We start from the raw sequence: 23,381 nt of genomic DNA, 5'->3' as shown, positions 1-23,381 counted from the left end.
ATATGAATGATGAAGTCAAACGCGATTTCTGATGTAATTTGATGTGATCATATGTTTGAGACGCCTCTCGAAGCGATTGAAAAGGGCCGCCGGCCGACCATTGTGGACGTCGCGCGGCATGCCGGAGTCTCGACCGCGACCGTCGACCGTGTGTTGAACGGGCGGCAAGGGGTCCGTGCGCCGACGGTCCATAGGGTGATGAAATCCGCCGCGGAGCTCGGCTATGTCGATGAGGAGGCCCTGGATTCGGCGGAGCCGCGCAGGCTTGCCAACATCTCCTTTCTCCTGCCCGCCGGCACCAACCGTTATCTTACGCATCTGGGCCGATCGATCGTGGACCAGACGCCCTTGTTCGAAAGGCACGGTATCAAGCCGACCGTCGAATACATCAAGAGCTTCAATCCGGACATTCTGGCCGCCGCGCTGCAAAGACACGGGCGCTCGGCCGATGGCGTCGCCTTCATGGCGCTCGAGCACCCCGCCGTGCGCGAGGCGGTGAACCGACTGGCGGACAAAGGCGTGCCGACTGTTACTCTGATATCCGATATCGCCAATGCCCAGCGCGCCGCCTATCTCGGGCTCGACAATCGTTCGACCGGACGGCTTGCCGGCTATCTGATCGCCCGCTTCGTCGGCAAGGCGCCCGCCAAGGTGGCGATGATCGCCGGCAGCCTCAGCTATCGCGCCCATGAGGAGCGCGAGATGGGTTTCCTGCATGTGCTGAAGGAAAGCTATCCGCATATCGAGGTCGTGGGCATCCGCGAGGGGCACGACGACGAGACGATGAACTATCGGCAGATGCGAATGCTGCTGAGCCAGCATCCGGATCTTGCCGGCATCTACAATATCGGCGGCGGCGCCAGCGGCGTCGGCAAGGCGATCAAGGACGCCCGGCGTGAGCATTCGCTCGTCTTCGTCGGCCACGGGCTGACGCCGGATACGCGGGCTTTCCTGATCGACGGCACGATGGATGCGGTCATCACCCAAAACCCCAGCGACACGATCGGGCGGGTTGCGCGCGTGTTTCAGAACCTGCGCGCCGGGCGTCCGGCGGATGAGGACGTGGCGCCGCTACGCAGCGAAGTGATTTTCCGGGAGAACCTCCCGTGAGCCGCGGGCATGAACCCGTCGATAGTTGAGTTTCAGGAGACGGCGGAACCGAAAGCGGCCGCCGGGGAGGATATGTCATGACGATGAATACAGATGCCGTGAGCGATCTTGCGGCGATCGAGCTCGAACAGCCGGCACGAGGCTCGATGTGGATGCGGCCGATAGAGATGATCTGCGCGGCATTGCTCACCTTCATCATCGTGATCCTGCTGATCGGGGTCATAGCGCGTTACGTGTTCTCGTCCCCGATCATCTGGGGAGACGAGACGGCATCCATTGCTTTCCTCTGGCTCGCGATGCTTGGGGCGGCCATTGCCATCGATCGCCATGAGCACCTGCGGTTGACGGTGTTTCTCAATCTCCTCGGTGAACACAGCCAAAAATTCGTCGCCACCGTCGGGCTTCTGCTGACGGCGGTTTTTCTTGGCAGCCTTCTCTATCCAGCGGTCGAGTACGCGATCGAGGAAAGCTACGTCACGTCCGCCGCGCTGATGATCCCCATGAGCTGGCGCGCCTCGGCTCTTCCCGTCGGTCTTGCCATGATGCTGGTCATGGTGATCCTTCATGGCGTTCGTCTTGGGAACATGCGAATGCTGTTTACTGCGGCGGCGGCGATCGGGGGTGTGGCCGGTGCGCTCTGGGCTTTGACACCTGCGCTGCAAATGCTTGGAAACTGGAACATCGTCCTCTTTCTGGTTTTCGGTGTCGGTGCACTGCTGGTCATGGGTGTCCCAATCGCCTTCTGCTTCGGGCTCGGCGCGCTTTCATTCCTGACCTTCGCAACCAATGTGCCGATCTTCGTCATCGTCGGGCGTATGGACGAGGGCATGTCGAGCATCATTCTGCTCTCGGTACCGATCTTTGTGCTGCTCGGCTGCATTCTCGATGCCACGGGCATGGGCAAGGCTATCGTCGAATTCCTGGCCTCGCTGCTCGGACATGTGCGCGCCGGCATGTCTTACGTGCTGCTCGGTTCGCTCTTTCTGGTCTCCGGCATTTCCGGCTCCAAGGTCTCCGACATGGCGACCGTCGCTCCGGCCCTGTTTCCGGAAATGAAGCGGCGCGGCCATAAGCCGCCGGAGATGATCGCGCTGCTCGCCACGGGCGCGGCGATGGCCGAGACGGTGCCGCCGTCGATCGTGCTGATCGTTCTGGGTTCGGCGGCCGGTGTCTCGATCGCCGGTCTCTTCACCGCCGGTTTTGCGATCGCCATGGTGCTGCTTCTCGTGCTCGCGGTTCTCGCCCGCTTCAAATCCCGACACGAATCCATGGCCGGGGTGAAACGTGCGTCTTTCCTAACCGTGCGCAAGGCTGCCTTGATCGCCGCGCCGGCTCTGCTGCTACCCTTCCTGATCCGCAGTGCGGTTGGCGGTGGCGTGGCGACGGCGACCGAAGTCTCCACGATCGCCGTCGTCTATGCGCTCATCATCGGCGCTGTGCTTTACGGAGGCATCGGATTTCGCAGGCTCTATTCCATGCTGGTGGAAACCGCAGCACTTTCCGGCGCGATCCTCATCATCCTGGGCTGCGCTTCCGCCATGGCCTGGGCACTGACACAGACCGGCTTCGCCTTCCAGCTCGCCCAAGCGGTCACCGATCTGCCGGGCGGCTGGCTCTCCTTCATGGCGGTGACGATCGCAATCTTCATGGTGCTCGGCTGCGTGCTCGAAGGCCTGCCAGCGATCGTGCTCATGGCCCCGATCATGTTCCCGATCGCCAAGACGCTCGGCATCAACGACGTGCATTATTCCATGGTCGTGGTGACGGCGATGAACATCGGCCTCATCGCGCCGCCGATCGGCATCGGCTTCTACATCGCCTGCAAGATCGGCGCCGTTTCGCCGGACGAAGCCATGAAGGCGATCTGGCCCTATATCGGCGCGCTGCTGATCGGACTCGCCCTGATCGCGGTCTTTCCAATCCTGTCGACAGCTTTCCTATGAGCGAGTGGCAGGTTCGTCAGCGCGGGCCGAAGCCACGAGCGAGGCGCGGATGCGGCGCTTGCCGACTTCGATGACGTGACGCATCGCGGCGATCGCCCTTTCCGGATCACGGGAGGCGATCGCATGGGCAATACGCAGGTGGTTGGTCGCTACCTCGTCGATCTTCTCAGGCGAGGCGGCGGGTGAGGAAAGCTGGAAGGAAATGGAAAGCGCGGCTTCGATCAGCGCGCTTGCCGCCCGCATGAAAGGATTGCCGGACATGTGGGCGATCGCCAGATGGAATTCGAGGTCGACCTTGGCGATCGTTTCTGGCGTATGGGAAAGGTCGTCGAAGCGGGCGGCAATCGCGTAAAGTGTCACGATATCGTCGCTTGTCGCCCGCAGGGCGGCGGCCGCTGCTGCCGCTGGCTCCAATGCCATGCGCATTTCCGCGAGGTGTTCGATGAATTCGAAATCGAGGCCGGCCTCGCAACGCCAGCTCAAGACATCCGAATCGAAGAAATTCCAGCTCGCGCGGTTGAGAACACGGGTTCCGACCTTTGCCTTCGGCTCGACCAGGCGCTTGGCGGCAAGCGTCTTCATGGTTTCGCGCAACACCGTCCGCGATACACCAAAACGGGCGGAAAGCTCGGCATCGCCGGGGAGCAAGGAGCCTTCGGGAATTTTTCCGGAAACGATGGCGCTGCCCAGCTCGGCCACGACATGAGCATGGCTGTTCCTGCGCTTGCGCCCTGTGATCGTCGTCTCCAGAAGTCCCATTATGCCACCAAACGTCCCTCGGCCATGCGCCTGTTTGAATACCAGATGATTCCCCGCTGCAAGACAATGAAGGCGAAGAGCAGAATACCGATCACGATCTTCGTCCACCAGGACGACAGGGTTCCATCGAATACAATATAGGTTTGGATCAAGCCCTGGATGAGAATTCCGACGAAAGTGCCCGCCACAAGCCCCGTACCTCCGGTCAGGAGCGTGCCGCCGATGACGACCGCGGCAATCGCGTCGAGTTCGACGCCGACTGTCGCCAGCGAATAGCCGGAGGATGTGTAAAGGGTATATGCAATGCCGGAAAGCCCCGACAGAAAACCGGACAGCGCATAGATGCCGACGGTGGTCGGGCCGACCGGCACCCCCATCAGTTCGGCCGACTGCTGATTGCCGCCAAGCGCGTAGACATTGGCGCCGAAGCGGGTGCGGCCGGCGATGAAGGCGCCGATGATGAAAACCGCAAGCATGAGCATAGCCATGGCGGTCAGCCGCCCGCCGCCGGGAAAGCGGAAATAGAAGCCCTGAATGGCATCTATCATGGGATGCGAGATCGGCACAGATTCGGTCGAGATCAGATAAGCCGCGCCGCGCGCGAGGAACATGCCGGCGAGCGTCACCACGAAGGGTGGGATGACGAGAAAACGGATCATCGCACCCATCAGGCTGCCGAAAAGCGTGGAGATCATCAACGCCGCCGCAAACGCCAGTAGTGGATGAACTCCGAGCGAGCCGACCATAACCGCTACGAAGACGCTGGTGAAGGCAATGACCGAGCCGATCGAAAGATCGATGCCGCCGGAAAGGATGACGAAAGTCATGCCGACCGCGGCGATGCCGAGAAAGGCGTTGTCTGTCAGAAGATTGCCGATCACGCGTGTCGACAGCATGTTCGGGAACTGTATCACGCATAGAATATAGGCGATGACGAAGATCGCGAGCGTGGCGGCGAATGGGAGATTGCGGCTGTGGATCATCGGGCCGTTCCTTCCGCTTTGGCCGCCGTTGCCTGCCGGCGCGCAGGCCTCAAGAAACCGAGAAGGCTCATGATTGCCGGCGATTGGAGCGTCAGGACCACGATGATGATGCCGGCCTTAATGATGAGGTTGAATTCCGGCGGAAAGCCCGAAACCAGGATGCCCGTGTTGATCGACTGGATGATGAGCGCACCGATGAGCGAGGCGAGGATAGAAAAGCGTCCGCCATTGAGAGACGTCCCGCCGATGACGACGGCAAGGATCGCGTCCAGTTCCAGCCAGAGCCCGGCATTGTTGGCGTCGGCGCCGCGGATATCGGCCGTCACGATCAGGCCAGCGACCGCCGCCATGATACCGGAGACCGCATAGACGAAGAAGAGCAGGAATCGCGCGCGAATGCCGGCAAGCGTTGCGGCCCGGCGATTGATCCCGGTCGCCTCTATCAAAAAACCGAGAGCGGAATTGCGCACCAGCAGGCCGATCAATAGTGCGGCACCGATCCAGATCAGGACCGGGATCGGAACACCGGCAAATGAGCCGGAACCGATCGCGGCGAAGCTGTCATTGTTGAAGGTGAGGATCACACCCTCGGTAATGAGCTGGGCGATGCCGCGGCCTGCAACCATCAGGATGAGCGTCGCAATGATCGGCTGGATATCGAGAACCGCAACCAGCAGCCCGTTCCAGAGCCCGCAGGCAAGGCCAACCCCCAGGGATACCAGGATGACATAGGGGAGGGGATAGCCGTTGCTGATAAGAGTGGCCGCCACCGCGCCGCAGATCGCGATGACCGCGCCGATCGACAGATCGATGCCGCGGGTCGCGATGACGAGCGTCATGCCGATTGCCAGAAGCGCGACCGGCGCGGCGCGAACCAGGACATCGATCAGGCTGCCGTATAGCCGGCCATTCTGGAACGAGACGTTGAGGAAGCCCGGCGCTATGGCCGTGATTGCGGCCAGAATGACCGCCAATGCAATAATCTGAGGGGCGATGCGCCGGATGCGCCTTGCAATGCGGTTCATCATGCGGCCTCCGGGGCAGTCGGCGCCGCAATCGCGTGCATGATGTTGTCGGCAGTCACTTCGTCGCCCCTCAGCTCGGCGACATGCCGCCGGTCGGAAAGCACCACCACTCGATGGGCGATTGCCGTCAGTTCCTCGATCTCCGAGGAGATGACGATGAGCGACATGCCATCGGCGCAGAGCTTGCCGATCATTTTCAGGATTTCCGCATGCGCGCCGATATCGATTCCGCGGGTGGGTTCGTCGAGGATGAGGAGGCGTGGGTCGGTGGCCAGCCAGCGTGCCAGGATGGCTTTCTGCTGATTGCCGCCGGAAAGGAATTTTATCGGCCGGTTGGCATCGGCAGGACGGATATCGAGCGATTTGATGAAGCCTTCCGCAAGAGCAGTCTTTTGTCGGGAAGAGAGCGGCTTTGCCCATCCCTGGCGCGCTTGCAGGGCGAGCGCGATGTTGTCGGCTACGGAAAAATCACCGATGATCCCGTCGGTCTTCCGCTCCTCGGGGCAGAAACCGAAGCCCTTTGCGATCGCCGCTTCCGGAGAGGTGAGCTTCACCTCGACATTGTCGACGCTCACCGTGCCGCTGTCGGCCCGATCGATGCCGAAGAGGAGAAAGGCGGTTTCGGTGCGGCCGGAGCCGAGGAGACCGGCAATGCCCACCACCTCGCCGGGGCGGATTTCGAGATCGAAAGGCGCGACGCTGCCGCGCTTGCCGTAACCGGAGAATCGGATCGGCGCCTCGCCGGGTGAGAGCGTTTCGTCGCTCGCCTGCTGTTCGCGGGTGATATGCTGCAGCTCGCGGCCGAGCATCATCGAGATCAGCTCCATGCGCGGAAGACCCGAAATATCGCGGCTGCCAACCAGTCGGCCGTTGCGCAGCACGGTAACGCGATCGGCAATCGCGTAAACCTGATTGAGGAAATGGGTGATGATGATGATRCCGAGCCCTTCGTCGCGAAGCTGCCGCAGGACGGCGAACACCATTTCCACTTCATGCGTATCGAGGCTGGCGGTCGGTTCGTCGAGCACCAGGACCTTGCCGGAGAGATCGACGGCGCGAGCAATCGCGACGATCTGCCGGACGGCGACCGAGTAGGAGGAAAGCAGGGCATCCACGTCGATGTCGAGACCGTAGCGCTGCAACAGTGCCCGGGCGTGACGGCTCATCTCGCGCCGATTGACGAGGCCGAAACGGCGCGGCTGCCGGCCGAGGAAGAGATTTTCGGCGACCGTCAGGTTTTCGAGGAGATTGACCTCCTGATAGACGGTGCCGATTCCCAGCGTCTGGGCCTCCCCGACATTTGCCGGTGCGACTTCCGCACCGTCGAGCTGGATCGCCCCGCGATCGCGGGTATAGACGCCGGTGAGAATCTTGATGAGCGTGGATTTGCCAGCACCGTTTTCGCCGAGCAGCGCATGGATCTCTCCGCGCTTAAGGCTGAAATCAACACTGTCGAGCGCGGCGATGCCGAGGAAGCTTTTGCCGATCCCACGCGCTTCCAGAAGGGATTGGAATTCCGACATGATCAATTCCCGCATTTGTCTGAGAAACCGGAGCGGCAGGATCCGCCGCTCCGGTCGTCGTGCCCGGGTCTGGTCCCGGACAGCGGGAGATCAGTAGCCGAGGCCTTTCTTCGCCTCATAGACCTTCATCGGGTCGTCAGCGGCGGTGTAGAGCTTCGATTCGGTCTGGATCCACTTCGGCGGCTCCTTCTTGTCCTTCAAATAGGCGTCGAGGGCGTCGAATGCCGGGCCAGCCATGTTCGGCGTCAGCTCGACGGTGGCATTGGCTTCGCCGTCCGCCATGGCCTTGAAGATGTCCGGAACGGCGTCGATCGAGACGATCTTGATATCCGAACCCGGCTTCAGGCCCGCTTCCTTGATCGCCTGGATGGCGCCGACGGCCATGTCGTCRTTATGAGCATAGACGGCACAGATATCCTTGCCGCCGCCCTCGGCTTTGATGAAGCTTTCCATCACTTCCTTACCCTTGGTGCGGGTGAAGTCGCCGGTCTGCGAGCGGGCGATCTTGATATTGGCGTGCGAGGCGATGCCTTCCTCGAAGCCCTTCTTGCGGTTGATGGCCGGCGAGGAGCCCGTCGTGCCCTGAAGCTCGACGACCTTGCAATCCTTATCGCCGACTTCCTTGGCGAGCCATTCGCCGGCGACCTTGCCTTCATGCACCTGGTCGGAGGTGACGGCCGTGAGATAAAGGTCGTCGGGAGCCTCGATCTGGCGGTCGAGCAGGATGACGGGGATGTTCTCTTCCTTGGCTTCCTTCAGAACGGCATCCCAGCCGGTGGCGACCACCGGTGCGATCAGGATCGCGTCGACGCCCTGCGCGATGAAGCCGCGTACGGCCTTGATCTGGTTTTCCTGCTTCTGCTGGGCGTCGGCGAATTTCAGGTCGACGCCGCGCTTTTCGGCCTCTTGCTTCGTGACGGTCGTCTCGGCGGCCCGCCAACCGGATTCGGAACCAATCTGTGAAAAACCGACTGTAAGTGATTGTGCGGAAACGCTCGAAGCCATGCAAACGGCGAACGCCATGGTGAGCGTCGCAAGTGCCTTTCTCATCTTTAATCCTCCCAGAGATGAAATAGCAATGACGCGAGTAGAATGGGCATATCGTATTACTTTTGCAAGCGATATTTCCCTCGCCTTTTTCATTCCGGAGAGGCGTGCGGTGTAAGATATCGTCATAACATACTGAAATATAACATATATTTTTTCGACAGCTTGGTTGTGAGCTTTGCGGCTCCCATGTTTCGCCAGCTTGACAATGAATGTAGCAATCCAATAGTGCTATTTTATATCCGCTACGGCCAGCCGGCGTCGGCGGGAGGAGTTCGGGGCCGAGGTCCCGTTGGAAAAACAACGTTTTGCAGGTCGATTTCTAATGCTGCGAATTCTTCAAGTACTGGATGGGGCAGGCGCGACGAAGGTCGTAGCATGGGACGGTGAGGGAGCTGCGCGCGTCGTCAATGGCGTCTCCTCCACTTATGATCTCGCCGTGCAGGCGATCGCGACGGGGCAATCGCTCGCAGAAAAGATTGCCGAGCTGGGGCAGGGCGACGAGATCGATCTGAAGAACGCGGCCGACGAGAAACGGCTTGCCTTGCCCGTTTCCCATCCCGATCCGGCGCATTTTATCGTTGCGGGCACGGGCCTCACGCATCTCGGCTCGGCAGATGGCCGCGACAAGATGCACAAGGCCGCTCAGGCGGCGGAAAAGCCCACCGATTCCATGCGCATGTTCTTGATGGGCGTGGAAGGTGGCAAGCCRAAGCCTGGCGAGGCGGGCGTGCAGCCCGAATGGTTCTACAAGGGGGACGGTTCCCAGCTGCGGCCGACCGGTGCCGATCTCGTTTCTCCTGCCTTTGCGCTCGACGGTGGCGAAGAGCCCGAGCTTGCCGGCATTTATATTATTGGGCCGGACGGCACGCCGTTCCGCCTCGGCTTCTGTCTTGCCAACGAATTCTCCGACCATGTGACGGAGAAGGGCAATTATCTCTGGCTCGCTCATTCCAAGCTGCGTCAGGCCGCGCTCGGGCCTGAGCTTCTGATCGGCGATCTTCCGGACCATGTCGAGGGTACCTCTCGCGTACGCCGCGGCAGCGAAGTGATCTTCGAAAAGCCGTTCTTTTCCGGCGAAGCGAACATGTCGCACACGTTCGCCAATCTGGAACACCATAACTTCAAATATGATCTCTTCCGCCGTCCGGGCGACCTGCATGTGCACTTCTTCGGCACGGCGACCCTTTCCTTCTCGGAAGGTGTCAAGACCGAGCCAGGCGACGTCTTCGAAATTGCGGCGGCGCCCTTCAAGCTCCCGCTCGTCAACAAGCTTACGGTAGCGGCTGCGACCTCCGTCGCGGTGCGCAAGCTTTGAGGAGCGAAGCAATGGTACCCATCCGTCTTGCCATTGTCGGTCTCGGAAAGATCGCAAAGGATCAGCACCTCGCCGCAATCGAGGCTATCGAAGGGGTGGAGCTGGTTGCCGTGGCAAGCCGCAATGCGTCGCTCGAAAGCGTGGCCAGCTTCCACGATATCTCGGAGCTGCTGGCTTCCGACCTACAGATAGACGCGGTATCGCTCTGCACCCCGCCGCAGGGCCGTTTCGCCTTGGCGAAAGCGGCGCTCGACGCGGGCAAGCACGTAATGCTCGAAAAACCGCCTGGCGCGACGATTTCGGAAGTTTTGGCGCTCGACGCCCAGGCCGAGGCGAAGGGCCTCAGCCTCTTTTCCACCTGGCACTCGCGCGCGGCTGCGGCCGTTGAGCCGGCCCGCGTGCTTTTGGCCGAGCGTACGATCCGCAAGGTCCATGTGGAGTGGAAGGAAGATGTCCGCCACTGGCATCCGGGTCAGGATTGGATCTGGGAACCGGGCGGTCTCGGCGTTTTCGATCCGGGCATCAACGCGCTGTCCATTGTCACACGCATCATGCCGGAAAGTTTCCATCTCGTCCGCTCCGAGCTGTCCTTCCCCGAAAATCGAGCCGCACCGATCGCAGCGAGCCTTGCATTCGAAACCGCATCGGGCTTACCGGTAACGGCCGAGTTCGACTGGCGGCAGACCGGCCCGCAGACCTGGGATATCCGTGTCGAGACTGACGAAGGCCCGGTGGTGCTGACTCATGGCGGCAGCCGGCTCTCGGTCGACGGCAAGGACCAGATCGTCGAGGAAGATCGCGAATACCGCAATCTCTATAAGCATTTCGTTTCGCTTGTCGGCGAGCGCCGCCGAGATGCGGATTTTTCGCCGCTGATCCATGTGGCCGATGCCTTCATGCTTGGCCGCCGCCAGGTCGTCGAGGCGTTCGACGACTGACGCCCCTTATCTACCGCTATCACGAGACCGACACCGATGAGCAATTCAGAGAACCTGCCTTCCACCGATATCGCCGAAACGAACGCGAAGCGCGGAGAAGTGCGCAAGTTGCGCTCGCGCGCATGGTTCGACAATCCGGCCAATGCCGACATGACGGCGCTCTATCTCGAGCGTTACATGAACTTCGGCCTCAGCCAGGCCGAATTGCAGTCGGACCGGCCGATCATCGGCATCGCCCAGACCGGTTCGGATCTTTCACCGTGCAACAGGCATCACCTTGAGCTCGCCAAGCGGTTGCGCGAGGGCATCCGCGAAGCGGGTGGCATCGCCATCGAGTTTCCGGTTCATCCGATCCAGGAAACCGGCAAGCGCCCAACCGCCGGCCTTGACCGCAACCTTGCCTATCTCGGCCTGGTGGAAGTGCTCTACGGCTATCCGCTCGACGGCGTGGTGCTGACGATCGGCTGCGACAAGACCACGCCTGCCTGTCTCATGGCGGCGGCCACCGTTAACATACCCTCGATCGCGCTCTCCGTTGGCCCAATGCTGAACGGCTGGTTCCGCGGCGAGCGGACAGGTTCCGGCACCATCGTCTGGAAGGCCCGCGAACTTCTCGCCAAGGGTGAGATCGACTATGCCGGCTTCGTGAAGCTCGTCGCCTCCTCGGCGCCGTCCACCGGCTACTGTAACACCATGGGCACGGCCACCACCATGAACTCGCTTGCCGAAGCGCTCGGCATGCAGCTTCCCGGCTCCGCCGCCATCCCGGCGCCCTATCGCGACCGACAGGAGGTCTCCTACCTGACCGGCCTTAGGATCGTGGAAATGGTGAAGGAGGACCTGAAGCCCTCCGATATCATGACCAAGGAAGCCTTCATCAACGCCATCCGCGTCAATTCTGCAATCGGCGGTTCCACCAATGCTCCGATCCACCTGAACGGTCTTGCCCGTCACATGGGCGTCGAACTCAGCGTCGACGATTGGCAGAAATATGGGGAAGACGTTCCGTTGCTCGTCAACCTGCAGCCCGCCGGTGAATATCTCGGGGAGGACTATTATCACGCCGGTGGCGTTCCGGCAGTCGTCAACCAGCTGATGAAGCAGGGCCTCATCCATGAGGACGCCATGACGGTGAACGGCAAGACGATCGGTGAGAATTGCCGCGGCGCCATTATCGAGGACGAGAAGGTCATCCGTCCCTATGAGCAGCCGCTCAAGGAACGTGCGGGGTTCCGCGTGCTGCGCGGCAACCTGTTCTCCTCGGCGATCATGAAGACCAGCGTCATTTCGCCGGAATTCCGCAACCGCTATCTCTCCAACCCGAACGATCCGGATGCCTTCGAGGGCCGGGCGGTAGTGTTCGACGGACCGGAGGATTACCACAAACGTATCGACGATCCCTCGCTCGGAATCGACGCGAACACTGTCCTGTTCATGCGCGGGGCCGGTCCGATCGGTTATCCGGGCGCGGCGGAAGTCGTGAACATGCGCGCGCCCGACTACCTGCTCAAGGAAGGGGTGACCTCGCTGCCCTGCATTGGTGATGGCCGCCAGTCCGGCACGTCCGGCAGCCCGTCGATCCTCAACGCCTCGCCCGAAGCGGCGGCCGGCGGCGGACTTGCGCTGCTCAAGACCGGCGACCGCGTCCGCATCGATGTCGGCCGCGGCAAGGCGGACATCCTGATCTCTGACGAGGAGCTTTCGGCGCGCCGCAAGGAACTTGAGGCGCAGGGCGGCTACCATTATCCGAAGCACCAAACGCCGTGGCAGGAAATCCAGCGCGGCATCGTCAGCCAGATGGAGACGGGCGCGGTTCTCGAGCCCGCCGTGAAATACCAGCGGATCGCACAGACGGAAGGAATTCCGCGCGACAACCACTGAGTTGGAAAAAGGCGGCAGCAGAAGCGGCCGCCTATAACTCGGCAGGCTCAGAGGGAGCCGGGCCAAAAGGAGGAGAAGTCATGAAACTGCTCAAGTATCTGACGGCCGCAGCAATGCTGGCCTCGGCGGCTCTGGCAATGCCGGCCGCCGCGCAGGACAAGGGTCTGGTTGGCGTCGCAATGCCCACCAAGTCCTCGGCCCGCTGGATCGCCGATGGCGACAACATGGTGAAGGTGCTGCAGGAGCGCGGTTACCAGACCGACCTTCAGTACGCCGAAGACGATATCCCGAACCAGCTCTCGCAGATCGAGAACATGATCGTGAAGGGCGCCAAGGTTCTCGTCATCGCCTCGATCGATGGTACGACCCTTTCCGACGTACTGCAGCAGGCCGCAGATCAGGGCATCAAGGTCATCGCCTATGACCGTCTGATCCGTGATACGCCAAATGTCGACTACTACGCGACCTTCGACAACTTCCAGGTCGGCGTGCTGCAGGCACAGTCGATCGTGAAGGCGCTCAAGGCCGACACCGAAGCAGGCCCCTTCAACATCGAGCTTTTCGGTGGCTCGCCGGACGACAACAACGCCTACTTCTTCTACGATGGCGCGATGAGCGTTCTGCAGCCGCTGATCGACAAGGGCACTCTCGTCGTCGGCAGCGGCCAGACCGGCATGGACAAGGTTGCGACGCTTCGCTGGGATCCGGCAACCGCCCAGGCCCGCATGGACGCTATCCTTTCGTCGACCTATTCCGACAAGAAGTTGAATGCCGTTCTGTCTCCCTATGACGGTCTCTCGATTGGTATCCTGTCTTCGCTGAAGGGCGTCGGCTACGGTTCGGGCGACATGCCGATGCCGTTCGTTTCCGGTCAGGACGCTGAAGTTCCTTCGGTCAAGTCCATCATCGCGGGCGAGCAGAATTCCACCATCTTCAAGGATACCCGCGATCTCGCCAAGGTGACCGTCGACATGGTCGATGCCGTCATGAGCGGCAAGGAACCGGAAGTGAACGACACCAAGACCTATAACAATGGTGTCAAGGTCGTTCCGTCCTACCTGCTGAAGCCGGTTGTCGTCGACAAGACCAACTGGGAAGAAGTGCTGGTCGGCAGCGGTTACTACACCAAGGATCAGCTTCAATAAGCTATTATTCGCAGACCGCGCGACAGGTGTCGCGCGGTCTGTTTTTTTATGACGGAGCTTGGCCCATGCCCGCACCTGCCCCCAAAGTCGAACGCCCGCCGGTGCTGGAAATGCGCGGCATTTCCAAGAGTTTCGGCGCGATCAAGGCTCTTTCGGATGTGACCTTCAGCGTAGAGGAAGGCGAAATCCATGCTCTTGTCGGCGAAAACGGCGCCGGCAAATCGACGCTGATGAAAGTGCTTTCCGGCGTTTATCCCCATGGTGCCTACGAGGGTTCGATCCTTTTCGATGGCGAAGAACGCCATTTCCGCGACATCAACGATTCCGAAAAGCTCGGCATCATCATCATCCACCAGGAGCTTGCGCTCATTCCGTTGATGTCGATCGCGGAAAACATCTTCCTCGCCAACGCGCCATCCAAATTCGGTGTGATCGACCGTGACGAGCGCTACATCCGAACCAAGGCGCTGCTCGCCAAGGTGGGGCTCACCGAGGCGCCCGAAACGCTGATCACCAATCTCGGCGTCGGCAAACAGCAACTGGTGGAAATTGCCAAGGCGCTGTCGAAGGATGTGCGCCTGCTGATCCTCGACGAGCCGACAGCGTCCCTTAACGAAACCGACAGTGCGGCCCTTCTGGAACTGCTCAAGGAGTTCCGCCGCCAGGGCATCACCTCGATCATGATCAGCCACAAGCTGAACGAGATTACCGAAGTCGCCGACCGCATAACCGTGTTGCGCGACGGCAAGACAGTCGGCACGCTGGATAACCACGATGGCGCGGTGGATGAGGACGAAATCGTTCGACGCATGGTGGATCGCGATCTCGAGAGCCGCTACCCGAAGCGCACGCCGAAGATCGGCGACGTGATCTTCGAGGTGGAGAACTGGACCGTCCATCATCCACAGCATGTGCATCGCAAGATCGTCAAGAATGTCTCGATGAAGGTCCGCGCCGGTGAAGTCGTCGGCATTTCCGGCTTGATGGGGGCTGGGCGTACCGAGTTCGCCATGAGCGTGTTTGGCAAGGCCTGGGGCCGCGATATCTCAGGCACCGTCAAGATCCACGGCAAGGAGGTCGATACGTCAAATGTCCACCGGGCCATTAAGGCGGGCCTGGCCTATGTCACGGAAGACCGCAAGCAACTCGGGCTGATCCTGGCGGAAGACATTCGCAAGAATATTTCGCTCGCGCATCTTGGGGGTGTTTCGTCCGGCGGCGTGATCGATGACATCCGGGAAATGCAGGTGGCACAGGAATTCCGCACCCGAATGCGGATCCGCAGCCACAACGTCTATCAGGAAACCGGCAAGCTTTCCGGCGGCAACCAGCAGAAGGTCGTGCTGTCGAAGTGGCTGTTCACGGGACCGGACATCCTGATCCTCGACGAGCCGACGCGTGGGATCGACGTCGGTGCCAAATACGAAATCTATTCCATCATCAACGAACTTGCGGATGCCGGTAAAGCTGTCATCGTGATCTCGTCGGAAATGCCTGAGCTCATCGGCACCTGCGACAGGATCATGGTCATGCACGAAGGCGAATTTGTCGGCGAAGTCGCAGGCGAAGAGGCAACGCAGGAAAACATCATGCGCGCTATCATGCGCCGCAAGGGGAAATGATCATGAGCACTCCACAGGAAGCAATTTCGGTTCCCAAGAGGGGAACCGGTTTCTGGAAGGATAACCTCCGCGATTACGGCATGCTGATATCGCTGGTCGCGATCGTCATCTTCTTCCAGATCGCCACCGGCGGCATTCTGCTGAGGCCTCTCAACGTCACCAATATCGTGCTGCAGAACAGCTATATCGTCATCATGGCACTCGGCATGCTGATGGTGATCGTGAYGGGCCATATCGACCYTTCCGTCGGCTCCGTCGCAGGCTTCATAGGCGGTCTCGCCGGCCTGTTGATGGTCAGATGGGGCGTCAATCTGCCGGTTGCCATCTTTATCTGCCTGGCTGTCGGCGGCTTGATCGGCGCCGTTCAGGGCTATTTCGTTGCCTATTTCAAGATACCGTCGTTCATCGTGACGCTTGCGGGCATGCTGGTCTTCCGCGGTTTCATGATCGCCATTCTCGGCAGCCAGGCCATCGGGCCGTTCCCGCCGATCTTCCAGAAACTGTCCTCCGGTTATGTGGCCGAATTGATCTCTTCGGGTACCGGTTTCTACGCGACCTCGTTCATCGTCGGCCTGATCCTCGCCGCTTTCCTGATCTGGCAGAACTTCAAAGGCCGCTCGCGGCGCATCTCACATGATGTGGAAAGTGAGCCTTTCAGCTTCTTCGTCGCCAAGAACGTTCTGGTCTTTGCTGCGATCGCCTACGTCGCTTACCTGATCTCGTCGCATCGTGGCCTGCCCAACGTGCTGATCATCATGGCGGTGCTGATCGGCGCCTATGGCTTCTTCACCAATCGAACCATTATCGGTCGGCAGATCTATGCCGTCGGTGGCAATGCCCGCGCGGCGGAGCTTTCCGGCATCAAGGCAACGCGCCTCGTGTTCTGGACCTTCGTCAATATGGGGGTGCTTGCGGCTCTCGCCGGCCTCGTCGTCGCTGCGCGCCTGAACAGCGCCACCCCGAAGGCCGGTACGGGCTTCGAACTCGACGTCATCGCCGCTTGCTTCATTGGCGGTGCATCCGCCTATGGCGGCGTCGGCAAGGTGACCGGGGCTGTCATCGGCGCCTTCCTTATGGGCGTGATGAACAACGGCATGTCGATCCTTGGCATCGGTATCGATTATCAGCAGGTGATCAAGGGCCTCGTGCTGCTAGGTGCCGTCTGCGTCGACGTCTATAACCAGAGGCGATAAGCAGCACGCCTGAACGGTTGAAAGCGGCCGGCTGAAAAGCCGGCCGCTGTGCATCATGTTCAGTTGCTCTCGAGAAGGCCAGGTGTTGCAACACGTTCCGCAGGTTCAAATCCCGCAACCATTAATGCAAGTAAATACCACTCCCGTTGAACATGCGGGTCCGTCGACAAGAGAACCCGCCATTTCTGACGGGTTGAGAATCTGACCGTTGAAGGGGTGAAGCCGGTCAGCTTCTACCGCCATTTCTGCGGTTCTTGTCCAGCTTGCCTTTCGCCGGTGACATCTTCGCATCATACCCCTGGCCGAAATTCGTGCCTCCGAGATGCCCGCCACCGCTGGTGTTGGCAACCTGGCGCTCTGCCTTCTTCGACTGCTGCTGCGCGTCTGTCTTTTTCATGAAAATCGCTTTCGTGAGAGAAAAATAAAAGGCCGGGTGAGAACCCGACCTTCTCCAAAGCTTCTATGATCTGTGCCAGTACATCCGTGGTCAAAGACCAGAAGCGTGGTGGATTAGGCAACCTGAAGGTTTTCGGCCGCGCTCTTGCCCGAACGTTTGTCCGCTACGAGGTCGTATGTGACCTTCTGGCCTTCGCTGAGGTAGGTCATGCCTGCGCGCTCGACGGCGGAGATGTGAACAAACACGTCCTTGGAGCCGTCGGAGGGCTGAATGAAGCCGAAGCCTTTTGCGGTGTTGAAGAATTTAACGATACCACTGTTCATGCCGATTTCCTTTCAATCGTAAGGGTTCGCAGCCGGCCGATTGCCGGATGCGGTCATCATCGAGTTTGAGAGGGAAGATCAGCTCGGGCACCCAAGGCGCGAAAACATAGCTCAACAAGCAAAGTCGATGGGACCCATATAAGCCTCAACTGTGGTGAGAACAAGGTGTGCGGGAAATTAATTAAGGTTGTACTTGGAGATTGATGTCGCAGCCTGACGGTCCGGCCGCCTTGGCGGCATCCCGAAATGAAACCAGCTTGTTGCTCCTTTCGTCCCACCATCTCCGCCAACGATGTGCAGACCAATCGCGCTGTTGTCGAACAAGTCCTCAAGATCGGCGCTCTTGCGGCGGACCTCTTCTGCCATTGCTCTGTGCGCGGCAATGTCCTGGAAACAGTTTGTCGCCCCTTGAATTATGCCGTCGTGGTCCCTCAGGGCGCGAATGTTGAAGGACAACGATGCGAGACCCATCCGGCCTTTCGACGACGACTTCGGCATTGCGGGTCGGATTACCGCTGAAGACAGCCTTTGCCATCGGACAGACTTCGTGCGGCAACGGTGTGCCATCCAGAAGGAAGAGGCCATGCGAGCCGCAGAAGCGCTCACGTTTTTCGTTGAGCGGCGGAGTTCGCACCAAAGTTCGGCTGCCTCTGCGTTGTAGCGAACGAGCCAGCCTTCATGATTGCAGAGATAAACGGCACCCGGAATGGCATCAAGCACGCTCGGCGCTGCCGCCGCCAGCGCACCGTATTCGCCTCCATTAGCAGCTTTGTAGGATTGTGGCCCTGCGTTTCCGGAATGGTAGCGGAAGAATGAGATCAAGATCCAGATGCCGCAATCGAAGCGGCAATGTCACTGATCGAGCGAAACAGGACCAGCGGGTCATCCTTCGACACCATGAAGCCGCGCCGCTTCCAGAACGCAGCAGCTTCGTCGTCCACCGCGTTCACGATAAGGGCGCGTCCTCCGACAAGCGAGGCGGCCGTCACGCAGCGTTGGAGTGCGTGTTTCACCAGTCCTGTACCGATGCCTCGACCGGACCATCGCTCGTCCGTGGCGAGCTGTCCGAGCAACAGGCATGGAACCGGGTCGGGCGGCTGCCCGGTTCTTATGGAGCGCGGCAGACGCCCAGGAACAATCGCTGTCGGCGCAAGACCATAGTACCCGACCACTCGATTATTTTCATGGACCACAATAACTGCTGTGAAGCCTTTCTCCTGGTTGGGCAGGGCACGCGTTTTCAACCAACGATCCAGGGCCGGCTTGCCGCAGGAGAAATCCGAAACGTCGTGTAACACCGTGAGAGGTTCGGGGCCGAGAAGGGGCAAGCCTCAGTTCCCGGTTTTTTGGGCGCCGTTCTCCCACGGCGCGGGTCGCCGAAGCAACTCGACCATCTCGGGTACGGTGGTTGCAGGCGAGGACAGAGCCTTCAGGAAGGCGCCAAAACCGTCCGCGCTCATACGGATCGGCGCGCTTTCCATCAGCACGTCCTCGGCCGCGCGCACCGCCGCCTCGCGCACAAAATCGGTGCGGGAGCGTCCGCGCAGCGTGGCGGCACGGTCGATGATGGCGATGTCGGCTTCCGGCAATCGCATCGAAAGCGGATGTTCTTTACGTTCGGCAGCGCGAGGCATGGCGTTCTCCTAGCATACGCTACATATACATATATGTAGCGCAATTTACAATACAATTATGGAGTTGGAAAAGTAATTTGGAGCGTTCACGAATCCTCGTTCCCTGAACCATGTCCAATCTGACTGGTCTTGAGGCGATGAGCGGTCGCGCTAACTAACGCGCTTTCCTAAACGATCGTAGTTTAAAAGGAGTACCGCTTCCAAATACCTGATCGAAATCATACTAAGCCTATGTCTGATTTCGGTCCTAATCCACGCCTTAGGCGTTATGTCGAAACAATAGTCGCGAGCGAAATAGTTTGAGACTTTACACCAACGACTGTCTACGCCGCCAACTTTGGTATTTGGCGCTCGACTAATCGCAGGAATCGGATGTTGCGAGCCCCCGCAACCACGCCACAGCACGCCACGCTAGCCGAAACTACGATCCAGCCCCTGGCCCTAYGATGCATTGCGGCACTAGCGGCAAAAGGATCGCAGCAATTGAGCGAGGGTGCTCACAAAAAGTTCTCAAGCACCGCCATAAACGTATGTCGATCACCTTGCCCCTCGGTTAGCCGGCCCCGACTTTCTCGGAAGATATCGACGTCACTGTCTTCCGTGACGATCTGGGAGAAGCAGCCTCTATCACGGAACTGGAGAGCTATGGCGGCGACTGAGAACACAGGGCTTTCGCGGTTTGCGTCGGGTCGTGAGTGAATGGGTCACACGGCGGAAGCGGGCCGACAAAGCAGATGCGGAGACGTTGAACCGCATTCCCTCTGCCCGAACGATTGCTCGCCTTTTTAACGACCAGCAGAGACAACCTGACGAAATCTGAGACTGTCACCATCGCTGCAACAGAAGGCGGTGTTCCCTTGCTAGTTAAAGCTTGCGACATCATCGCCGAGTTCCATCGCTGATCCGGCGCAAAGCGGAAAACGAGCTCGCGCCGTGGATCGACCGCGCTCGCGACAGCTTGGTTGCTTCCTTTGGCAATGGCGTTGCAAAAGACGTTCAGGCTGTCCGAGCAGCGATCGTATCACCGTGGTCGAATGGACAAACCGAGGGGCAGATCACCAAGCTCAAGCTGGTGAAACGCCAGATGTACGGTCGCGGAAAGCTTGATCTTCTTCAAGCCCGCCTGATAGGCGCGACATGAGAGAATTGCACCAAATCTGCGTCAGAGCCAAAATTGGCCGCCGGTCACCCCGCCAGAGGGGCCAATATTCCACGCCGAAACACAGCTATGCCGCACGCTCGGTGCCCGTAGGCCACAAACTATGGGATCGAACTGAAGCTCAAAGCGGCCGCCGCAGCATCGGAACGAGCGTGGGTGACAAACCGACCTGGATCGCGCCAAGCGGCTCGAAGCCGTGGCGTCGGTAGAACGGAATGTTGCGCGGGTTGGAGGATTCCAAATAGGCTGGCGCATGGTCGTGATCGCATCGTGCGAGTGCGTACGTCATCAGCGCGTCGCCGTGACCTTCGCCTTGATGCGCCGGGTCGACGCCGATCAGGGGCAGGTACCAATGCGGTTCGGCCGGGTGGTAGGTCGCCATCTGTTCGAATATGGCTGCGGTTTCGGGGACAAGAACGCTCGCAACCGTGCTCTCCAGCACCGCACCAAGCTCTTCCTCGTCGGCATGCACCCCGGGCGGTAGCCACAGCGCCGTCCCGGCGTAGCCTTCGGTGCAAAAGGCGCTTCCGTTAGCAAACGCGCTGCTCCCGAACGCCCGGATCATCCGCGGCATGGCCGCAACATACTGGTGTGCATGCGGCCAGGTCCATCGCGCCATAGGATCCGCTGCAAACGCCAGCATGATCGTTTCGATCGCCAGATCTTCCTCGGCCGCGGCCATAACTCCCACTGTGGGCGATTTCACACTGCCCTCCTGATGTAGGTGGTCCGGCACGGCGCCCGCGCCCATTTTCAGCTACGCATGATAACGCGGATTGCATGGGCGCGATAGCGAGGCCTTCTTCAGGTGCCGCGAGCCGGGCCTCCGCCCAAGATTGTCGGATCAGATCCGCCGGCAGCTTCCTTTCGCGGCACTGGCGCAAGCATGATGAACTRCACCCGCAGGAGGTAGGAAGGAAGAGCAGGGGTAACCGGATATGTCAGCCAGTGGTTAGAGCTGCGAACTCCCTCGCTGAGTCACCGGCTATCCTGGACCTTGGGCAGGCTCGGCACGGCGCTTTCTCTTCTCGGCAATCGCGATCGATCGAGGTAAGTGCGTTGTGGAGCACTCTCAGATCGAAATTTTCGCAAGCTCACTTTGAACCCTGAGCAAGGCCGGAAGATATTTTCCGACGATTTCCTGCATCGGCTCCTGGTTTGCCGGAAGGCCGACATTGAGCGCAGCCATGGTCTGGCCACGGGCGTTGACGAGCGGGACGGCCAAGGATCGCAAGCCGATCTCCACCTCCTGGTCGATCTGTGCATAACCTCGCGCTCGCGTCGCCGCAAGCTCGCGCATCAGCGCTTCGATATCCGTCAGCGTATTCTCCGTTCTTGCGACGAGTGGCTTGGCTGAAAGGATCTGTCGCGCCCTTTGCTCGTCAAGCGCTGCAAGCAGCACGCGCCCCATGGATGTACAATAGGCTGGAAGGCGGGAGCCGGGCATGAGCGCGATAGACATGACCCGCTGCTGAGCAGCGCGTGCAACGTAGACGATCTCCGCCTCGTCAAGGATGGAGACGGAGGTACTTTGACCGATCTCCTGTGAAAGCCGGTCGAGCCATGGCTGTACGAGCCGCGGCAGCGGCATGGTGGCGAGACAGCCTGTACCCAGTCTCAAGACGCGCGGGGTGATCGTGAAGAATTTGCCGTCGTAATCCGCATAGCCGAGTTCGGCCAGCGTTAGCAGGCAGCGTCGTGCCGTCGCCCGATCCAACCCGGCAATTTCGGCGGTTTCGGTGATGCTAAGCCTCGGGCGTTCGACGCTGAAGGCTTCTATGACCTTCAAGCCCTTGGCGAGGCTCCCCATCATGTCGCGCTCTTTCATCTGCAAACTTCCGCGCCTGGTTTGTGCGATAATCGAACAAAGTGCATATAACGCACAAATTGATTGCCGTCGATGATCCTCCGCCGTATTTCTGGGTTTATGGTTTGCGCGGCTTGGCACGCCATGAACGGGAGAAGACCAGATGGACAAAACAATCGCGAGCCTTGCCGAGGCCGTGACCGGCATCGGTGATGGCGCCACGGTCATGATCGGCGGCTTCGGCGGCTCCGGCGCGCCGATCGAACTTATCCATGCCTTGATCGACAAGGGGCCGAAGGGCCTCACCGTCATCAACAACAATGCCGGCAATGGCCGGATCGGTATCGCTGCGATGATCGATGCCGGCATGGTGAGGAAGATGATCTGCTCCTTCCCCCGCTCCTCCGATCCCCGTGCCTTCACCGAAAAATACMTTGCCGGCGAGATCGAGCTTGAATTGGTTCCGCAGGGGACGCTTGCCGAGCGCATTCGTGCCGGCGGCGCGGGCATTCCCGCCTTCTACACGCCGACGAGCTACGGTACCGAGCTTGCCGAGGGCAAGCCGATCGCCGAATTCGATGGCCGGAAATATGTGCAGGAACGCTGGCTGAAGGCGGATTTCGCGATCGTCAAAGCGCATGTCGGCGATACCCACGGCAATCTCACCTACAACAAGGCGGGCCGCAACTTTAACCCGCTGATGTGCATGGCGGCGGAAAAGACGATCGCCCAAGTCTCAAAGATTGTGCTGCCAGGAGGCATAGACCCGGAACAGGTCGTCACCCCTGGCATCTTCGTCGATCATGTCGTCGAAGTGACCGACCCGCAGCAGGAAGAAGAACTCATCCAGGCCGGAGTGGCATACATATGACCCGCGATACGAACGCGATCGACACCCGAGAAGACATCAAGCTTTCCAATGCGCAGATCGCCTGGCGCGCGGCGCAGGACATCGCCGATGGCGCCTATGTCAATCTCGGTATCGGTTTTCCGGAAATGGTGGCCCGTTACCAGCCGCCGGGGCGGGAGGCGATCTTCCACACCGAAAACGGCATTTTGAACTTCGGCGAAGCACCGCCGAAGGGCGAGGAAGACTGGGACTTGATCAACGCGGGCAAGAAGGCCGTCACGCTGAAGCCGGGCGCTGCCTTCTTCCACCATGCCGACAGCTTTGCCATGGTGCGTGGGGGCCATCTCGACGTCGCTATCCTCGGGGCCTATCAGGTCGCTCAGAACGGCGATCTCGCCAATTGGCGGGTGGGCAGCAAGGGCGTGCCGGCGGTTGGCGGTGCGATGGACCTCGTGCACGGCGCCAAACAGGTCTTCGTCATCACCGAGCATGTGGCAAAGAATGGTGAACCGAAGCTGGTCGAGAAGTGCACCTTCCCGCTGACCGGCGTAGGCTGCATCACGCGCGTCTATACCAGCCATGCGGTAGTGGATATCAAGGACGGTCATTTCGTGGTGCGCGAGAAGCTTTCCGCCATGACGATCGAGGAACTGCAGGCTATGACGGGTGCACCATTGCACATGGAAGGCCAGGTGGCCGATCTCGTCGTGCCGGAACTTTGAGG

The 23,381-nt window shown here is 60.1% G+C and carries 21 protein-coding genes and 2 pseudogenes; 11 read left to right on the top strand and 12 right to left on the bottom strand.

Going from position 1 to position 23,381, the window contains the following annotated elements; genetic code table 11:
* The first annotated feature begins 51 nt into the window (after positions 1–51).
* Both LCM4573_RS07500 and LCM4573_RS07495 read left to right on the top strand, forming a co-directional pair.
* Positions 52–1,110: a LacI family DNA-binding transcriptional regulator gene (locus LCM4573_RS07500; protein ID WP_071005644.1), complete on the top strand. Its 1,059-nt coding sequence runs from the start codon at positions 52–54 to the stop codon at positions 1,108–1,110.
* A 77-nt stretch (positions 1,111–1,187) separates the two neighbouring features.
* Positions 1,188–3,053 carry a TRAP transporter large permease subunit gene (locus LCM4573_RS07495; RefSeq protein ID WP_071005643.1) on the top strand — a complete coding sequence of 622 codons (1,866 nt, stop codon included), beginning with the start codon at positions 1,188–1,190 and terminating at the stop codon, positions 3,051–3,053.
* On the opposite strand, the gene LCM4573_RS07490 is transcribed toward LCM4573_RS07495, so the two are convergent.
* The 5 genes from LCM4573_RS07490 to ytfQ all read right to left on the bottom strand — a co-directional run bounded on the left by LCM4573_RS07490 (position 3,048) and on the right by ytfQ (position 8,393).
* Complete coding sequence (locus LCM4573_RS07490; RefSeq protein WP_071005642.1) at positions 3,048–3,812, bottom strand: FadR/GntR family transcriptional regulator; 765 nt, start codon at positions 3,810–3,812, stop codon at positions 3,048–3,050. The genes LCM4573_RS07495 and LCM4573_RS07490 overlap by 6 nt on opposite strands.
* The gene (gene yjfF, locus LCM4573_RS07485; protein ID WP_083347344.1) at positions 3,812–4,795 is read right to left on the bottom strand and encodes a galactofuranose ABC transporter, permease protein YjfF; all 984 of its coding nucleotides are present in this window, start codon (positions 4,793–4,795) and stop codon (positions 3,812–3,814) included. Before yjfF ends, LCM4573_RS07490 begins: the two co-directional genes overlap by 1 nt.
* Positions 4,792–5,820, bottom strand: a complete 1,029-nt coding sequence (locus tag LCM4573_RS07480; RefSeq protein WP_407071718.1) for an ABC transporter permease — start codon at positions 5,818–5,820, stop codon at positions 4,792–4,794. The genes yjfF and LCM4573_RS07480 overlap by 4 nt, the downstream gene beginning before the upstream one ends.
* On the bottom strand, positions 5,820–7,343 hold the full coding sequence (locus LCM4573_RS07475) for a sugar ABC transporter ATP-binding protein (RefSeq protein WP_071005920.1): 1,524 nt from the start codon (positions 7,341–7,343) through the stop codon (positions 5,820–5,822). The genes LCM4573_RS07480 and LCM4573_RS07475 overlap by 1 nt, the downstream gene beginning before the upstream one ends.
* 90 nt (positions 7,344–7,433) lie before the next feature.
* Positions 7,434–8,393 (bottom strand): galactofuranose ABC transporter, galactofuranose-binding protein YtfQ, encoded by a 960-nt coding sequence (ytfQ, locus tag LCM4573_RS07470; RefSeq protein ID WP_071005640.1) that lies wholly within the window; start codon positions 8,391–8,393, stop codon positions 7,434–7,436.
* A gap of 322 nt (positions 8,394–8,715) precedes the next feature.
* On the opposite strand from ytfQ, the gene araD1 reads away from it, so the two are divergent.
* From araD1 to mmsB, 6 genes are all read left to right on the top strand, one after another.
* Positions 8,716–9,708, top strand: a complete 993-nt coding sequence (gene araD1, locus LCM4573_RS07465; RefSeq protein ID WP_071005639.1) for an AraD1 family protein — start codon at positions 8,716–8,718, stop codon at positions 9,706–9,708.
* An 11-nt stretch (positions 9,709–9,719) separates the two neighbouring features.
* The gene (locus LCM4573_RS07460; RefSeq protein WP_071005638.1) at positions 9,720–10,646 is read left to right on the top strand and encodes a Gfo/Idh/MocA family protein; all 927 of its coding nucleotides are present in this window, start codon (positions 9,720–9,722) and stop codon (positions 10,644–10,646) included.
* Between the two features lie 36 nt (positions 10,647–10,682).
* Positions 10,683–12,527: an IlvD/Edd family dehydratase gene (locus LCM4573_RS07455; protein ID WP_083347343.1), complete on the top strand. Its 1,845-nt coding sequence runs from the start codon at positions 10,683–10,685 to the stop codon at positions 12,525–12,527.
* 80 nt (positions 12,528–12,607) lie between these two features.
* Positions 12,608–13,672: a multiple monosaccharide ABC transporter substrate-binding protein gene (chvE, locus tag LCM4573_RS07450; RefSeq protein ID WP_071005637.1), complete on the top strand. Its 1,065-nt coding sequence runs from the start codon at positions 12,608–12,610 to the stop codon at positions 13,670–13,672.
* Between the two features lie 65 nt (positions 13,673–13,737).
* Positions 13,738–15,294 (top strand): multiple monosaccharide ABC transporter ATP-binding protein, encoded by a 1,557-nt coding sequence (gene mmsA, locus LCM4573_RS07445; RefSeq protein ID WP_071005636.1) that lies wholly within the window; start codon positions 13,738–13,740, stop codon positions 15,292–15,294.
* Between the two features lie 2 nt (positions 15,295–15,296).
* A complete protein-coding gene (mmsB, locus tag LCM4573_RS07440; RefSeq protein WP_071005917.1) occupies positions 15,297–16,487 on the top strand; it encodes a multiple monosaccharide ABC transporter permease in 1,191 nt (396 codons plus the stop codon).
* A 226-nt stretch (positions 16,488–16,713) separates the two neighbouring features.
* Here mmsB and LCM4573_RS28245 read toward each other — a convergent pair whose 3' ends face one another.
* From LCM4573_RS28245 to LCM4573_RS07420, 5 genes and pseudogenes are all read right to left on the bottom strand, one after another.
* Positions 16,714–16,884 (bottom strand): hypothetical protein, encoded by a 171-nt coding sequence (locus tag LCM4573_RS28245; protein WP_198539695.1) that lies wholly within the window; start codon positions 16,882–16,884, stop codon positions 16,714–16,716.
* Between the two features lie 113 nt (positions 16,885–16,997).
* On the bottom strand, positions 16,998–17,207 hold the full coding sequence (locus tag LCM4573_RS07435; RefSeq protein ID WP_071005635.1) for a cold-shock protein: 210 nt from the start codon (positions 17,205–17,207) through the stop codon (positions 16,998–17,000).
* A 276-nt stretch (positions 17,208–17,483) separates the two neighbouring features.
* Positions 17,484–17,948 (bottom strand): annotated as a pseudogene (locus LCM4573_RS27160) (PAS domain-containing protein); the annotation flags it as partial.
* Positions 17,949–18,025: 77 nt separating this feature from the next.
* Positions 18,026–18,535 (bottom strand): GNAT family N-acetyltransferase, encoded by a 510-nt coding sequence (locus LCM4573_RS07425; RefSeq protein ID WP_071005633.1) that lies wholly within the window; start codon positions 18,533–18,535, stop codon positions 18,026–18,028.
* A 3-nt stretch (positions 18,536–18,538) separates the two neighbouring features.
* Positions 18,539–18,841, bottom strand: a complete 303-nt coding sequence (locus LCM4573_RS07420) for a DUF1778 domain-containing protein (RefSeq protein WP_071005632.1) — start codon at positions 18,839–18,841, stop codon at positions 18,539–18,541.
* A gap of 640 nt (positions 18,842–19,481) precedes the next feature.
* On the opposite strand from LCM4573_RS07420, the pseudogene LCM4573_RS27155 reads away from it, so the two are divergent.
* Positions 19,482–19,982: pseudogene (locus LCM4573_RS27155) on the top strand (transposase); the annotation flags it as partial.
* A gap of 139 nt (positions 19,983–20,121) precedes the next feature.
* Here the strand turns inward: LCM4573_RS27155 and LCM4573_RS07415 are convergent.
* Together LCM4573_RS07415 and LCM4573_RS07410 are read right to left on the bottom strand one after the other, a co-directional pair.
* The gene (locus LCM4573_RS07415; RefSeq protein WP_198539694.1) at positions 20,122–20,706 is read right to left on the bottom strand and encodes an N-acetyltransferase; all 585 of its coding nucleotides are present in this window, start codon (positions 20,704–20,706) and stop codon (positions 20,122–20,124) included.
* A 366-nt stretch (positions 20,707–21,072) separates the two neighbouring features.
* Positions 21,073–21,834, bottom strand: coding sequence for an IclR family transcriptional regulator C-terminal domain-containing protein (locus LCM4573_RS07410; RefSeq protein WP_071005630.1), 762 nt, complete (start codon positions 21,832–21,834; stop codon positions 21,073–21,075).
* A 136-nt stretch (positions 21,835–21,970) separates the two neighbouring features.
* Here LCM4573_RS07410 and LCM4573_RS07405 point away from each other — a divergent pair, with 136 nt between their 5' ends.
* A complete protein-coding gene (locus LCM4573_RS07405; RefSeq protein ID WP_071005629.1) occupies positions 21,971–22,678 on the top strand; it encodes a 3-oxoacid CoA-transferase subunit A in 708 nt (235 codons plus the stop codon).
* Positions 22,675–23,379 carry a CoA transferase subunit B gene (locus LCM4573_RS07400; RefSeq protein ID WP_071005628.1) on the top strand — a complete coding sequence of 235 codons (705 nt, stop codon included), beginning with the start codon at positions 22,675–22,677 and terminating at the stop codon, positions 23,377–23,379. The genes LCM4573_RS07405 and LCM4573_RS07400 overlap by 4 nt, the downstream gene beginning before the upstream one ends.
* Positions 23,380–23,381 lie beyond the last annotated feature (2 nt).

This window comes from Rhizobium sp. LCM 4573 (assembly GCF_001854865.1).
In the GTDB taxonomy this organism is placed as follows: domain Bacteria; phylum Pseudomonadota; class Alphaproteobacteria; order Rhizobiales; family Rhizobiaceae; genus Neorhizobium.
The sequence above is the reverse complement of the archived record's forward strand: the minus strand, read 5'-3'. Positions and strand labels throughout refer to the sequence as shown.

What these genes read in the sequence shown, in the direction of transcription:
- LCM4573_RS07500 (WP_071005644.1), top strand. Translation starts at nt 52, where the DNA reads ATGTTTGAGACGCCTCTCGAAGCGATTGAAAAGGGCCGCCGGCCGACC.
- LCM4573_RS07495 (WP_071005643.1), top strand. Translation starts at nt 1,188, where the DNA reads ATGACGATGAATACAGATGCCGTGAGCGATCTTGCGGCGATCGAGCTC.
- LCM4573_RS07490 (WP_071005642.1), bottom strand. Translation starts at nt 3,812, where the DNA reads ATGGGACTTCTGGAGACGACGATCACAGGGCGCAAGCGCAGGAACAGC.
- yjfF (WP_083347344.1), bottom strand. Translation starts at nt 4,795, where the DNA reads ATGATCCACAGCCGCAATCTCCCATTCGCCGCCACGCTCGCGATCTTC.
- LCM4573_RS07480 (WP_407071718.1), bottom strand. Translation starts at nt 5,820, where the DNA reads ATGAACCGCATTGCAAGGCGCATCCGGCGCATCGCCCCTCAGATTATT.
- LCM4573_RS07460 (WP_071005638.1), top strand. Translation starts at nt 9,720, where the DNA reads ATGGTACCCATCCGTCTTGCCATTGTCGGTCTCGGAAAGATCGCAAAG.
- LCM4573_RS07455 (WP_083347343.1), top strand. Translation starts at nt 10,683, where the DNA reads ATGAGCAATTCAGAGAACCTGCCTTCCACCGATATCGCCGAAACGAAC.
- chvE (WP_071005637.1), top strand. Translation starts at nt 12,608, where the DNA reads ATGAAACTGCTCAAGTATCTGACGGCCGCAGCAATGCTGGCCTCGGCG.
- mmsA (WP_071005636.1), top strand. Translation starts at nt 13,738, where the DNA reads ATGCCCGCACCTGCCCCCAAAGTCGAACGCCCGCCGGTGCTGGAAATG.
- LCM4573_RS28245 (WP_198539695.1), bottom strand. Translation starts at nt 16,884, where the DNA reads ATGAAAAAGACAGACGCGCAGCAGCAGTCGAAGAAGGCAGAGCGCCAG.
- LCM4573_RS07435 (WP_071005635.1), bottom strand. Translation starts at nt 17,207, where the DNA reads ATGAACAGTGGTATCGTTAAATTCTTCAACACCGCAAAAGGCTTCGGC.
- LCM4573_RS07420 (WP_071005632.1), bottom strand. Translation starts at nt 18,841, where the DNA reads ATGCCTCGCGCTGCCGAACGTAAAGAACATCCGCTTTCGATGCGATTG.
- LCM4573_RS07400 (WP_071005628.1), top strand. Translation starts at nt 22,675, where the DNA reads ATGACCCGCGATACGAACGCGATCGACACCCGAGAAGACATCAAGCTT.